This window comes from Candidatus Erwinia haradaeae (assembly GCF_900698985.1).
GTDB classification, from domain to species: Bacteria; Pseudomonadota; Gammaproteobacteria; order Enterobacterales; family Enterobacteriaceae; genus Erwinia_E; species Erwinia_E haradaeae_B.
Genome location: NZ_LR217730.1, coordinates 1,005,801 through 1,020,505 on the forward strand (window position 1 = coordinate 1,005,801; position 14,705 = coordinate 1,020,505).

7 protein-coding genes, 2 tRNA genes and 3 rRNA genes are annotated in these 14,705 nt (G+C 37.7%); 1 reads left to right on the forward strand and 11 read right to left on the reverse strand.

Features of this window, described 5'->3' with window-relative positions:
- Positions 1–11 precede the first annotated feature (11 nt).
- Positions 12–1,229: an FAD-dependent monooxygenase gene (locus tag ERCIPSPA2889_RS03155; RefSeq protein WP_157989377.1), complete on the forward strand. Its 1,218-nt coding sequence runs from the start codon at positions 12–14 to the stop codon at positions 1,227–1,229.
- Positions 1,230–1,321: 92 nt separating this feature from the next.
- Here ERCIPSPA2889_RS03155 and rrf read toward each other — a convergent pair.
- The 11 genes from rrf to ERCIPSPA2889_RS03210 form a co-directional block, all read right to left on the reverse strand.
- A 5S ribosomal RNA gene (rrf, locus tag ERCIPSPA2889_RS03160) occupies positions 1,322–1,437 on the reverse strand.
- A 110-nt stretch (positions 1,438–1,547) separates the two neighbouring features.
- Positions 1,548–4,489, reverse strand: a 23S ribosomal RNA gene (locus tag ERCIPSPA2889_RS03165).
- Positions 4,490–4,714: 225 nt separating this feature from the next.
- Positions 4,715–4,790, reverse strand: a tRNA-Ala gene (locus ERCIPSPA2889_RS03170).
- 119 nt (positions 4,791–4,909) lie between these two features.
- Positions 4,910–4,986 (reverse strand) — tRNA-Ile (locus tag ERCIPSPA2889_RS03175).
- 76 nt (positions 4,987–5,062) lie between these two features.
- Positions 5,063–6,604 (reverse strand): 16S ribosomal RNA (locus ERCIPSPA2889_RS03180).
- Together the 16S, 23S and 5S rRNA genes with 2 tRNA genes alongside form the textbook arrangement of a ribosomal RNA operon.
- A 552-nt stretch (positions 6,605–7,156) precedes the next feature.
- Positions 7,157–8,803: a chaperonin GroEL gene (gene groL / locus ERCIPSPA2889_RS03185; RefSeq protein ID WP_157989378.1), complete on the reverse strand. Its 1,647-nt coding sequence runs from the start codon at positions 8,801–8,803 to the stop codon at positions 7,157–7,159.
- A gap of 70 nt (positions 8,804–8,873) precedes the next feature.
- Entirely contained in the window at positions 8,874–9,167 is a 294-nt protein-coding gene (locus ERCIPSPA2889_RS03190) for a co-chaperone GroES (RefSeq protein ID WP_157989379.1), read from the reverse strand.
- 313 nt (positions 9,168–9,480) lie between these two features.
- Positions 9,481–10,020 (reverse strand): YggT family protein, encoded by a 540-nt coding sequence (locus ERCIPSPA2889_RS03195; RefSeq protein ID WP_157989380.1) that lies wholly within the window; start codon positions 10,018–10,020, stop codon positions 9,481–9,483.
- A gap of 54 nt (positions 10,021–10,074) precedes the next feature.
- Entirely contained in the window at positions 10,075–10,758 is a 684-nt protein-coding gene (locus ERCIPSPA2889_RS03200) for a YggS family pyridoxal phosphate-dependent enzyme (RefSeq protein ID WP_157989381.1), read from the reverse strand.
- Positions 10,759–11,069: 311 nt separating this feature from the next.
- A complete protein-coding gene (gene truA / locus ERCIPSPA2889_RS03205; protein WP_157989382.1) occupies positions 11,070–11,864 on the reverse strand; it encodes a tRNA pseudouridine(38-40) synthase TruA in 795 nt (264 codons plus the stop codon).
- 1,253 nt (positions 11,865–13,117) lie between these two features.
- A complete protein-coding gene (locus tag ERCIPSPA2889_RS03210) occupies positions 13,118–14,401 on the reverse strand; it encodes a citrate synthase (protein ID WP_157989383.1) in 1,284 nt (427 codons plus the stop codon).
- Between the last annotated feature and the right edge of the window lie 304 nt (positions 14,402–14,705).

A 14,705-nucleotide genomic window follows, 5' to 3' on the forward strand; every position in this document is an offset into this window, starting at 1 on the left:
GAGAAGAAATTATGGATCATTATGATATAGTTATTTTTGGAGCTGGAATTATTGGATTATCAGTAGCCTGTGGTTTACAAGGTCTAGGCCTTCAAGTACTGATCATCAAATCAGATTTAATACAGACCTGTTTAGATACAGAGATTATATCTCCCACTACAAAACATTTTTCAGTGCTAAATCCAGCCAGTCAACTCTTATTTCAACACTTTGGCATATGGAGTAATATATTAAATATCAATACTAGTACGTTCTATCGTATGGACATCTGGGAACGAGATAGTTCTGGATATATCACCTTTGGTGAAGCTTTAAAAAAAAATCCTTCACATCCGTTAGGATATGTCATTGAAAACCAAAAGGTACATAATCTACTATGGCAACATGTAAGAAACCTAAATAATGTGACAATTCTCATCTCAGAAAAAGTAACAGGGGTTTCTTTTAAGAATGAAAAGGCGCTACTTTCTTTTAAAGAAAATATTATAATTTCCACTAGTCTTATAATCGCAGCAGACGGAGCATATTCATCGCTTCACCAATATGTTAACATCCCTTTATTATCTTGGAATTACAAACATCATATACTTATTGCTAATGTTCACACAGAGATACCTCATGAAGAAACAGCTTATCAGGTATTCCATACCAATAGTATTCTTGCTTTTCTTCCTCTTAGAGATCCTCATTTAGGCGCTATTATATGGTCTCTTTCACCAAAAAAGGCTGAATATTTAGCAGGTACATCCAAAATACTATTCAATGAAAAACTATCAGTGAATTTTGATGTTAAACTTGGGGTATGCCATGCAGAAGGTGCACGTCAGGTTCTACCATTACAAGGATGTTACGCACATAAATTAATTTTTAACCGATTAGTTTTAGTCGGTCACTCTGCACATACTATGCACCCTTTATTAGACCAAAGTTTAAATCTCGGCCTGATGGATGCAGCTGAACTTATTGGTGAGATTCGTCATCTACACCGTCAAGGAAAAGATATTGGTCAATATCAGAACTTGCGTCGTTATGAGAGACGACGAAAACATAATACATTTCAGACATTACTTAGCACAGAAGTTTACTATAGAACATTTATGGGTGACAATTTAGGAAAAAAAATTTTACATGATAATTTACTCACAATGGTTAATAAACTTCCAGGTATTAAGTCTTATCTATTGAAAAATACCCAAGGCATGATAAATATACCAAACTGGCTGCGTTAATCATTTGTATTGTTATCTTATTGAGATACTTCTTTAAAATAAAAAACCATCAAGTTTTTAAAAACTTGATGGTTTTTTATTTTAAATTTGATGCCTAGCAGTTCCCTACTCTCACATGGGGAGACCCCACACTACCATCGGCACTACGGCGTTTCACTTCTGAGTTCGGCATGGGATCAGGTGGGGCCACCGCGTTATGGCCGCTAGACAAGATTCTTATACTTTTTATATAGTTCGTTTTTTAGAAATAAACTATTTACGACAAGCTGAATTTATTACATTGTATCTTTCGGTATTTAAAAACGCTTCTGGTGTTGTAAGGTTAAGCCTCACGGGTCATTAGTATCGGTTAGCTCAACATATTACTATGCTTACACACCCGACCTATCAACGTCGTAGTCTTCAACGTCCCTTTAGGACTCTTTAAGAGTCTGGGAAAACTCATCTTGAGGCAAGTTTCGCACTTATATGCTTTCAGCGCTTATCTTTTCCGTACTTAGCTACCGGACAATGCCATTGGCATGACAACCCGAACACCAGAGGTACGTTCACCCCGGTCCTCTCGTACTAGGGGCAACCCCTCTCAATTTTCCAACGCCCACGGCAGATAGGGACCGAACTGTCTCACGACGTTCTAAACCCAGCTCGCGTACCACTTTAAACGGCGAACAACCGTACCCTTGGGACCTGCTTCAGCCCCGGGATGTGATGAGCCGACATCGAGGTGCCAAACACCGCCGTCGATATGAACTCTTGGGCGGTATCAGCCTGTTATCCCCGGAGTACCTTTTATTCGTTGAGCGATGGCCCTTCCATACAGAACCACCGGATCATTATGACCTGCTTTCGCACCTGCTCGAATCGTCACTCTCACAGTTAAGCCAGCTTATGCCATTGCACTAACCTCACGATATCCGACCGTGATTAGCTGACCTTAGTGCTCCTCCGTTACTCTTTAGGAGGAGACCGCCCCAGTCAAACTACCCACCAGACACTGTCCCCACACCGGTTAACGGTGCTAGGTTAGAATAATAAAACTTAAAGGGTGGTATTTCAAGATTGGCTCCGCGATAACTAGCGTTTTCGTTTCATAGCCTCCCACCTATCCTACACATTAACAATCAGTATTCAGTGTCAAGCTATAGTAAAGGTTCACGGGGTCTTTCCGTCTTGCCGCGGGTACACTGCATCTTCACAGCGATTTCAATTTCACTGAGTCCCGGGTGGAGACAGCCTAGCCATCATTACGCCATTCGTGCAGGTCGGAACTTACCCGACAAGGAATTTCGCTACCTTAGGACCGTTATAGTTACGGCCGCCGTTTACCGGGGCTTCGATCAAGAGCTTCTCTTTACAGATAACCCCATCAATTAACCTTCCGGCACCGGGCAGGCGTCACACCGTATACGTCCACTTTCGTGTTTGCACAGTGCTGTGTTTTTAATAAACAGTTGCAGCTAGCTGGTTTCTTCGACTGACTTTAGCTCCACGAGCATGTCGCTTTACCTTAACGTCAGCGTGCCTTCTCCCGAAGTTACGGCACCATTTTGCCTAGTTCCTTCACCCGGGTTCTCTCAAGCGCCTAGGTATGCTCTACCTGACCACCTGTGTCGGTTTGGAGTACGATCAACTATGACCTGATGCTTAGAGGCTTTTCCTGGAAGCATGGCATTTGTTACTTCAACGCCTTAGCGCTTCGTCATTACACCTCAACCTATATGAGTGAAAGGATTTGTCTAACACTCAGCTTACATGCTTAAACCAGGACAACCAACGCCTGGCTAACATAGCCTTCTCCGTCCCCCCTTTGCAGTCATAGTTGGTACAGGAATATTAACCTGTTGTCCATCGATTACGCCTTTCGACCTCACCTTAGGTGTCGACTAACCCTGCCTCGATTAACGTTGGACAGGAACCCTTAGTCTTTCGGCGAGCGGGCATTTCACCCGCTTTATCGTTACTCATGTCAGCATTCGCACTTCTGATATCTCCAACATACTTCACAATATGCCTTCAACGATTTACAGAACGCTCCCCTACCCATCGAACGCATCACTGAAAGTATATTATAATAAATAAATTTTCAGTGATGCGTTCGATGCCGCAGCTTCGGTGCATAGTTTAAGCCCCGTTACATCTTCCGCGCAAGCCGACTCGACCAGTGAGCTTTTACGCTTTCTTTAAATGATGGCTGCTTCTAAGCCAACATCCTGGCTGTCTGAGCCTTCTCACATCGTTTCCCACTTAACTATGACTTTGGGACCTTAGCTGGCGGTCTGGGTTGTTTCCCTCTTCACGACGGACGTTAGCACCCGCCGTGTGTCTCCTGTAATTACATTCTTCGGTATTCGTAGTTTGCATTGACTTGGCAAGCCGGTATGGCCCCCTAACCAAAACAGAGCTCTACCCCCGAAGATGAGATTACAAGGCGCTACCTAAATAGCTTTCGGGGAGAACCAGCTATCTCCCGGTTTGATTGGCCTTTCACCCCTAACCATAGGTCATCCGCTAATTTTTCAACATTAGTCGGTTCGGTCCTCCAGTTAGTGTTACCTAACCTTCAACCTGCCCGTGGCTAGATCACCGGGTTTCGGGTCTGTATCCTGCAACTCTCGCCCATTTAAGACTCGGTTTCCCTGCGGCTCCCCTATTCGGTTAACCTTGCTACAAAATACAAGTCGCTGACCCATTATACAAAAGGTACGCAGTCACATAAACATGCTTCTACTGCTTGTACGTACACGGTTTCAGGTTCTTTTCACTCCCCTCATCGGGGTTCTTTTCGCCTTTCCCTCACGGTACTGGTTCACTATCGGTCAGTCAGTAGTATTTAGCCTTAGAGGATGGTCCCCCCATATTCAAACAGGATATCACGTGTCCCGCCCTACTCTTCGAACTCACAATTATCGTATTTTTGCGTACGGGACTATCACCCTTTATTGTGTAACTTTCCAGTTACTTCTGCTAATTCGATCACTGATGATGGTTCTGGGCTATTTCCCGATTCGCTCGCCGCTACTTAGGGAATCTCAATTGATTTCTTTTCCTCGAGGTACTTAGATGTTTCAGTTCCCCCGGTTCGCCTCATGTCACTATGAATTTATAACATGATGATACAATAAATTGTATCAGGTTTCCCCATTCGGGTATCGTCGGCTATAGCGGTTCATATCACCTTCCCGACGCTTTTCGCAGATTAGCACGCCCTTCATCGCCTCTGACTGCCTAGGCATCCACCGTGTACGCTTTGTTACTTAACCTTACAACCCACAAGCGTCTTAACTCATTACCATTTTAAATAAATAAATAATTTTTCAGCTTATTTCAAATTTTTAAAGAGCAACTAAAATAAAATTATGTTAATAAATATTTTATATATTATATAAACTATAAATATAATTTATATACTAAACTATTTCAGTATTAGTATAGTATATAATATCGTTTTTTACAACTTATATTTTATATATTATAATTAAACCACATGGTGGAGTTAAGCGGGATCGAACCGCTGACCCCCTGCGTGCAAAGCAGGCGCTCTCCCAGCTGAGCTATAACCCCATAAAAATAAATAAAATATTTTATTATATTACATCCTACCGATTATGCTCAGGCAATTTTCGATTTAATCACGAACCATAAACTGTTTAGTGTAATCTAACAGTAAAATTTATAAAATTTGGTAGGCCTGAGTGGACTTGAACCACCGACCTCACCCTTATCAGGGGTGCGCTCTAACCGCCTGAGCTACAAGCCTACAAAGATTTTGCTTGTTTATTATTCCATTCATCAAAAAATCTGTGTGGACACTTTTCAAGATGCTATCATTAAGTTAAGGAGGTGATCCAACCGCAGGTTCCCCTACGGTTACCTTGTTACGACTTCACCCCAGTCATGAACCACAAAGTGGTAAGCGCCCTCTCGAAAGTTAAGCTACCTACTTCTTTTGCAATCCACTCCCATGGTGTGACGGGCGGTGTGTACAAGGCCCGGGAACGTATTCACCGTGGCATTCTAATCCACGATTACTAGCGATTCCGACTTCACGGAGTCGAGTTGCAGACTCCGATCCGGACTACGATGTATTTTATGAGGTCCGCTTGCTCTCGCGAGGTAGCTTCTCTTTGTATACACCATTGTAGCACGTGTGTAGCCCTAACCATAAGGGCCATGATGACTTGACGTCATCCCCACCTTCCTCCAGTTTATCACCGGCAGTCTCCTTTGAGTTCCCGACCGAATCGATGGCAAAAAAGGATAAGGGTTGCGCTCGTTGCGGGACTTAACCCAACATTTCACAACACGAGCTGACGACAGCCATGCAGCACCTGTCTCACGGTTCCCTAAGGCACTTTCATATTTCTATAAAATTCCATGGATGTCAAGGTTAGGTAAGGTTTTTCGCGTTGCATCGAATTAAACCACATGCTCCACCGCTTGTGCGGGCCCCCGTCAATTCATTTGAGTTTTAACCTTGCGGCCGTACTCCCCAGGCGGTCGACTTAACGCGTTAGCTACGGAAGCCACTCCACTCGGGAGCAACCTCCAAGTCGACATTGTTTACGGCATGGACTACCAGGGTATCTAATCCTGTTTGCTCCCCACGCTTTCGCACCTGAGCGTCAGTTTTCGTCCAGGGGGACGCCTTCGCCATCGGTATTCCTCCAGATCTCTACGCATTTCACCGCTACACCTAGAATTCTACCCCCCTCTACGAAACTCTAGTCTACCAGTTTCGAATGCAGTTCCCAGGTTAAGCCCGGGGATTTCACATCCGACTTGACAGTCCGCCTGCGTGCCCTTTACGCCCAGTAATTCCGATTAACGCTCGCACCCTCCGTATTACCGCGGCTGCTGGCACGGAGTTAGCCGGTGCTTCTTTTGCGGGTAACGTCAATAATTAAAGTTATTAACTCTATTTATTTCTTTCCCGCTGAAAGTACTTTACAACCCGAAGGCCTTCTTCATACACGCGGCATGGCTGCATCAGGCTTTCGCCCATTGTGCAATATTCCCCACTGCTGCCTCCCGCAGGAGTCTGGACCGTGTCTCAGTTCCAGTGTGGCTGGTCATCCTCTCAGACCAGCTAGAGATCGTTGCCTAGGTGAGCCATTACCTCACCTATAAGCTAATCCCATCTGGGCACATCTGATGGCGTGAGGTCGAATGATCCCCCACTTTGGTCAGAAGACATTATGCGGTATTAGCCACCGTTTCCAATGGTTATCCCCCTCCATCAGGCAGTTTCCCAGATATTACTCACCCGTTCGCCACTCGTCGCCAAAGAAGCAAGCTTCTTTTCGCTACCGTTCGACTTGCATGTGTTAGGCCTGCCGCCAGCGTTCAATCTGAGCCATGATCAAACTCTTCAATTAAATTCAGTTTGAATTACTAAAGAATAAACTCCAGTAATACTTAAGTTTGAACAATATATTAAGAATATATCAAACACTATAAAAATATAATAAAAAGCATATTATAAATATATCAAAATAAATATATCTAATATACTAACTAAAATATAATTATATGGTAAATACTAAAAATATTAATATAAAGAATTAATTAATCATACTCATTTAATACTAAATACTATATATTAGTAGTTCGCTCTTAAGACTTTATATATCTTAACACCTTGCGGTGCTGATAAACATCCTTTGAGTGCCCACACAGATTTTCTGATAAATTGTTAAAGAACAACAGAAAATTGTTATACTTTAAAACATTCTCTGTCAATGAATATAATATACACCTTTATTTTTTCAAGTCAACTTCTTTTTATAAAATTTTACCTTTTTAAAAAAAATAAAAAATCTGTTACAATATTTATTAGAGTATTCCCAATACATAAAAACAAACTTCTTTTACATGATATTATTAACGCCCCCTACATTTTAGTAGGGGGCGTAGTCAATCAAACGACATTACATCATGCCGCCCATACCACCGCCCATACCACTATTAGCAGCTGCACCCACATCAGGTGTGTCGCCTTTAGGTAAATCTGTTACCATACATTCAGTAGTAATCATCAATCCAGCAACAGAAGATGCGTACTGCAACGCAGATCGAGTCACTTTAGTTGGATCAAGAATACCAAATCCGATCATATCCCCATACTCTTCAGTTTGAGCATTATAACCGTAATTACCTTCGCCTAATTTTACAGTATTAGTCACGACAGAAGCCTCTGCGCCCGCATTAGAAACAATCTGACGCATTGGAGATTCCATCGCACGTAAAGCTACTTTAATTCCTACGTTTTGATCTTCATTTTGACCACGCAAGTTTGAAAGTAATGCAGCCACTCTAACTAAAGCTACACCGCCACCAGCCACCACACCTTCATCAACAGCAGCACGAGTAGCATTTAAAGCATCCTCAACACGTGCTTTTTTCTCTTTCATTTCAACTTCAGTTGCTGCGCCTACTTTGACCACAGCCACACCACCTGCTAATTTTGCTACACGCTCTTGTAGTTTTTCACGATCATAATCTGAAGTTGCTTCTTCTATCTGTTGACGAATTTGAGTTACACGACCAGAGATAGCTGATTCTTTACCTCTTCCATCAATAATTGTTGTGGTGTCTTTGCTAACAACAACACGTTTCGCTTGACCCATATCTTCTAAGACTGCTTTTTCTAATTCCATTCCGAGCTCTTCTGAAATAACAGTACCACCAGTCAATACTGCTATATCTTGTAACATTGCTTTACGACGATCTCCAAATCCCGGCGCTTTCACCGCAGCAACTTTAACAATACCACGCATGGTATTCACGACTAAAGTTGCTAACGCTTCACCTTCAACATCTTCTGCAATAATTAATAATGACTTTCCAGCTTTAGCTACAGATTCCAATGTTGGTAAAAGTTCACGAATATTAGAAAGTTTTTTATCTACAAGTAGAATAAAAGGAGATTCTAACTCTACAGAACCAGTATCTGGCTTATTAATAAAGTAAGGAGACAAATAACCACGATCAAACTGCATACCTTCGACAACAGCTAATTCATCTTGAAGGCTGGTACCTTCTTCAACGCTAATAACACCTTCTTTTCCTACTTTTTCCATTGCTTTTGCAATAAGTTCACCAACAGTTTCATCAGCATTTGCTGAGATAGTACCTACCTGTGCAATACCTTTATAGTCATTGCACGGAACTGATAGTTTTTTTAACTCTTCTACTGCAGCAATAACGGCTTTATCAATACCGCGTTTTAAATCCATTGGATTCATACTTGCGGCTACTGCTTTAAGACCCTCATTTACAATAGACTGAGCTAATACAGTTGCAGTAGTTGTTCCATCACCAGCAGCTTCATTGGCCTTAGATGCTACTTCCTTCACCATCTGAGCGCCCATATTTTCGAACTTATCTTCCAGTTCTATCTCACGAGCTACAGATACACCGTCTTTAGTAATATTAGGCGCACCAAAAGACTTATCAAGGATAACATTACGACCTTTTGGTCCTAAAGTTACTTTTACTGCATCAGCTAATATATTAACTCCACGCAACATTTTGACGCGCGCATCATTGCCAAACTTTACATCTTTAGCTGCCATTTGATATTTTCCTTATTACTTATTATATTAATATTCATTAAATATGTATAGATATAATGTAATTAATTATTTATGCCTCGACAACTGCTAGAATATCACTTTCTGAAAGAATTAAAACTTCTTCATTATCAATTTTTTCGGTCTTAACACCATAACCCTCATTAAAGATAACTACATCACTTACTTTCACATCCATAGGTCTCACTTCGCCATTCTCTAGAACTCGACCATTACCAACTGCCATTACTTCACCACGAGTTGATTTTCCTGCCGCAGTACCAGTTAATACAATACCACCAGATGACTTAGATTCAGCTGCTGCACGCTTAACTATTACACGATCATGTAAGGGGCGAATTTTCATTGTTAGCTCTCCTTTGAGTAACCTTGCTACCTTGTTAGTTTCAGATAAAAGCCAACTATACAATAAACAGTAAGCGACCTCTAATTAATATAGATGTGGTTAAATCAAGCGTCTTTCAAGGGGTAAGTGATATTTTTTTTAATTTAGGTCATCACAACCATTTAACATAAATACATAAAACATGACCTGAACTGCATGCTTACCCTCTGACCTGAATAAATACAATACATTCACTATACATAATCATGAAGCTAGGATGATACAAAAAACCAACACTATTTTTAGAAAAAAATATACAACTTTACTTAGATTTTTAGAAATTAATCCAGCCGGGAATATATTCTGCACCAAGAAAATTTAACATATAAAGTATCATCATAACTACCATCATAGAAAAATCAACACCACTGACAGGTGAAATAAAACGACGAATCGGTATCATTAATGGCTCTGTCAACTGTATCAATACATAATCAATCGCATTGTTCCCATAATTAACCCAACCAGTCAATGATCGTGACATCATCACCCAAAACACCAGAGTTCCACAAGCTTTTAATAATATCACTAACCCAAAATAAAAGAAAATAGGCTCTAAACGAAATAACTGTAATGTTATTGGCGCCGATATTGTACTTATAATATATGCTATAAATAAAGCTATTATATCCCATAATCCACTATATTTAAAAATACGGCGAAATGGATCAAGTATAGGCCTGGTGATTTTTATTGTTAACTGTGACAATGGATTATAACAATCGCAGTTTACCCACTGTAACCAGATATGCAATAACAAAACTTTAACATACGTTGTCATTATAATGGTTATTAAAAAAATTAATGCTAGCATGAGGCTCCTGAAGTTAAATATTTGTTAATATATTTTATACAAAACTAACTTAATTTATTCTTTTATTCGGCTACCAAAAATTGCAGTACCGATACGTATCATAGTGCTACCTGCTATAATTGCAGCTTCCATATCGTAACTCATACCTAAAGATAAAGTATCAACGCTAGCATATGTATTTCGTAACTCTTGAAATGCCTCTGACATCTTCTGATAGATTGTCAATTGACGATGATAAGTTTCTTTTAGTGCTGGAATTGCCATTAAACCTCGTAGTTTTAAATATGGTAATTGAGATACATATTCCGCTAATACTGACAGCTCTTCTAAAGATACACCGGATTTAGTTTGCTCATTATTAATATTGATCTGAATCAATATATTTAACGGCTTTTGAAAACTGGTGCGTTGATAATTCAGTCGATTAGCACAATGTATAGAATCGACGCTCTGGCACCAGTCAAAATATTTAGCCACTAAACGACTTTTGTTAGATTGAACTGAACCAATAAAATGCCACGTCAAATCTGAATTGTCTAAAAATTGAATTTTTTCTACTCCTTCTTGTATGTAATTTTCACCAAAACAATCTTGACCAACCGCTATTGCTTGCTTAATATCAGAAGTAGTTTTAGTTTTACTCACTGCTAATACAATCACTTCTTTCGGATCACGCTGACATCTTTCTGTCGCTAATAAGATTCTCTGACGAATATTTTTTATATTGTTTTTAATCATGACATGCACAACCAAAAAAGAAAGAAACATTGAATATTTATTATTTTACTAACATAAAATAAGATTAAATAAAATTAAATACATACAAGATACATATAAAATACATACAAGCTATATATATAAAGAAACAAGTTAGATCACATAATAGTTCCTGTTTGTGCTTTTATTTTATTTTTTATTAGAAACAAAAAATCTATAAAATATTATTTAATACTACGTTAATAATTAATAATAAATTATACACACTCTTAAATTATATCTTATTTAATACAAAAATAATTCATTTATAAGTATTTATGATAAAAAATGAATTAAAAAAAGGATTCTCTTGAAGATTGAGGAATTTTATAATGAAGAGGATAACGAACTAACATTAAATACAACCCTTGAGCATATGCAGTCCTGGCAGCTAATTGACGATTTTTGTGCAATAAAATATCACCAATCCAATTCTCAGACTGATGACCACGCCCAACCTCTATTAAACTACCGACGATATTTCTCACCATATGATGGACAAATGAGTTGGCTTGAATATCAATTAGCACATATAAACCATGCCTTGTTACAGTCAAATCCATCACATATCTTTTCGGGCTCTTTGATTGGCACTGACTAGAACGAAACGATGTAAAATCATTTTCTCCTAATAAACATCGTGCCGAACGCTGCATTTTATCAGTGTCTAAAAAATCACTAAAATATGTCATACCACCAGAAAAAATCGCGGGACGATGATATGGATGGTTATAAATTATATAACGATAACTACGCGAAACAGCGCTAAAGCGCGCATGAAACGCATATGGCATCACTTTGACCCAACGCACAACGATATCCGCTGGTAAATGAGAATTAACACCTTTTATCCAAGCTATATCTTTACGTTCAGATATAGTCTCAAAATGAATCACTTGCCCAATAGCATGAACTCCGGAATCTGTACGTCCTGCACAAACTACATCAATAACATGATTGGCAACTTTTGCTATTGCTCCTTCTAACTCTTCTTGTATGCTATTCGCTTCACGCTGTCGCTGCCACCCACAATAATGAGTACCATCATACTCAATACCGAATGCTAATTTTATGATAGAATGGAGCATAATTTCCTATAATACCTATAATAAATAATAGGCACTTGTACTATTCAATAATTTTTAATATTAATATATTTACAAAATGTAATCTTATTTTATGCATAATACAAAACCTCTAATAAGCTTTCAAATTGACCTAATTTTTCAATTTAATATAAAAAATAATAACTTTAGCTACTATGACGTATTACCTTATTACATCATAATAGCTAAATGAATAAAGTTCATTACAATTCAGTTAATATATTTATTCTTTCAATAATCAATCAATTGTTTTCGTATTTACAAGATCAACGTTGTTCTAAAAATTATACTAAAAAACTAAAAACATTCATCCTGAGCTAAAATAATTTTCTTAGGATCTCATCAAAGTGTATATGTCATTAATAATTAATATATACAAAATTTTAGCACTTTAAAAGACCTCTATCTACAATCTTTTATAACTTCCAAAACATTAGAAGATATTACAAAAATACATTTTAAACATATTAAATATATTATAAATAAAATTTACTAATATCAATAATTTTCTGAATTATAAAAAATACCATATGAACAATCAATAATTTCTTGCATGAAGTAATATCCAATACATTCCAAATTCTTACATAAAACAGAATCAAAGCATGAACTTAATCTAAATATTTATTGTATTAAATATATTTATATACATATATTCCGTTTATATACACATTTTTCTTCAAAATACACTTTAATATCACAAACCTAATATTAAATATCATCATAATATACTAATACTATATGTCTCTTACCAATTAGTACGGTGTGTATTTTAGATACCATACTGTTATGCGTAAAATAAAAAATACAATACGCTAGCGTAGAATTTTACTCTAGATTTCATTAAGTTATCAATATTTAAGTCATCAATATTATATTTCTCAAATTAAACAATATGTAACCTTATCCTTGATCAAATACATTATAAAATTCAATCTTTATTCATTTTAATACTCTCAATTCTATTATAAAAACTGACACTAGTAATATCTAATATCTACAAATAAGATTATAATAAGATTTTATTTTTAGAGCGACCTTTCACAGACCAATTCATCTAAGTTTTTATCTCAGGAAGCGGAATAAATATTTAGTACATAATAATACGTAAACAGTCACTAATTTATCAGTTTTCTGATGCAATTTTTTCACTCTTAGCTCATTTTTGATCGTTAAAATAGATAATTTACTCAATTTATAACAACTGAATACATATAAACACGCCAAGTAATTGCTTACTTATTAATTTTTGAAACAAATTCACGTTGCTTATAGCCGGTATAAAGTTGACGAGGACGCGCAATTTTAATCCCATTATCATGCATTTCCTTCCAGTGTGCAATCCAACCAACAGTTCGCGCTATCGCAAAAATTACTGTAAACATAGAAGAGGGAATGCCGATTGCCTTTAGAATAATCCCCGAATAAAAATCAACGTTAGGATACAGTTTTCGCTCAATAAAATAAGGATCATTAAGAGCAATATGCTCTAGTTCCATGGCTACTTGCATTAAATCCTTTTTAAGACTTAATTCTTTTAGAATTTCATGACACGTTTCTCGCATAACAAGAGCTCTTGGATCATAGTTTTTATATACCCTATGCCCAAAACCCATTAAACGAAAAGCATCATTTTTATCCTTGGCTCGGCGTAAAAACTCAGGAATATGATCAACACTACCAATCTCTTCTAGCATAAGCAAACAAGCTTCATTTGCTCCGCCATGAGCTGGGCCCCATAGTGAAGCTATCCCTGCTGCAATACAAGCAAACGGATTGACGCCAGAGGAACCAACAGTTCGTACAGTAGAAGTCGACGCATTTTGTTCATGATCAGCATGTAAAATCAAGATCCGGTCCATAGCTCTTTCAACAATTGGATTGACTTCATATTCCTCATAAGGCGTAGAAAACATCATTCGTAAAATATTCCCTGCATATGAAAAGCCGTTGCGGGGAGAAACAAAAGGCTGACCAATAGAATATTTGTAACACATTGCAGCCATAGTTGGCATTTTTGCTAATAAACGAATAGCCGCCACTTCACGATGCCATTCAATATTTACATCCATAGCATCATGATAAAATGCCGCTAAAGCTCCAGTAACACCACACATTAATGCCATGGGATGAGAATCACGACCAAAGCCACGGAATAAATGATGCATCTGTTCATGCAACATAGTATGTCGATTTATAGAAACATTAAAATCTTGGAATTGTTCTATGCTAGGCACTTCACCATATAAAAGTATATAACAAAGCTCTAAATAATTTGAGTGTAATGCTAATTGATCAATCGGAAAACCCCGATGTAACAGAATACCTTGATCACCATCAATATAGGTAATTTTGGACTCACAAGATGCAGTAGAGGTAAACCCGGGATCAAAGGTAAAATATCCTCGAGAACCAAGACTTCGAATGTCAATTTCTTCATATCCTAAAGTTCCTGTCAGAACATCCAACTCAATAGGTGGTTTTTCATCAATGATAATCGTTGCTGTTTTTTTAACCATGTAGTATCTCCTCCTAATTAGCTAATCCTAATAATTCATAAGCGTGCACTTTATTAAGAGAACATCGCCCACTTTTAGTTATCCCTTAAATGGAATCAACCAATAACCAATCTTTAATTATGGTTTATATAATTTTATGTCTGTAAAAAACGCTTAACTGTATCTATAATACGATCACTATATCTACTTATATTGGTATATATTTGTGATATTTTAATATATATTAATGATTGAAATTAACAGAATAAATTTGCATCATTATGCCAGAGCATTATCCTATTTTCGATCAGCGTCTTTACTAAAA

Coding starts and splice junctions, on each gene's coding strand:
- ERCIPSPA2889_RS03155 (WP_157989377.1), top strand. CDS start 12: ATGGATCATTATGATATAGTTATTTTTGGAGCTGGAATTATTGGATTA.
- groL (WP_157989378.1), bottom strand. CDS start 8,803: ATGGCAGCTAAAGATGTAAAGTTTGGCAATGATGCGCGCGTCAAAATG.
- ERCIPSPA2889_RS03190 (WP_157989379.1), bottom strand. CDS start 9,167: ATGAAAATTCGCCCCTTACATGATCGTGTAATAGTTAAGCGTGCAGCA.
- ERCIPSPA2889_RS03195 (WP_157989380.1), bottom strand. CDS start 10,020: ATGCTAGCATTAATTTTTTTAATAACCATTATAATGACAACGTATGTT.
- ERCIPSPA2889_RS03200 (WP_157989381.1), bottom strand. CDS start 10,758: ATGATTAAAAACAATATAAAAAATATTCGTCAGAGAATCTTATTAGCG.
- truA (WP_157989382.1), bottom strand. CDS start 11,864: ATGCTCCATTCTATCATAAAATTAGCATTCGGTATTGAGTATGATGGT.
- ERCIPSPA2889_RS03210 (WP_157989383.1), bottom strand. CDS start 14,401: ATGGTTAAAAAAACAGCAACGATTATCATTGATGAAAAACCACCTATT.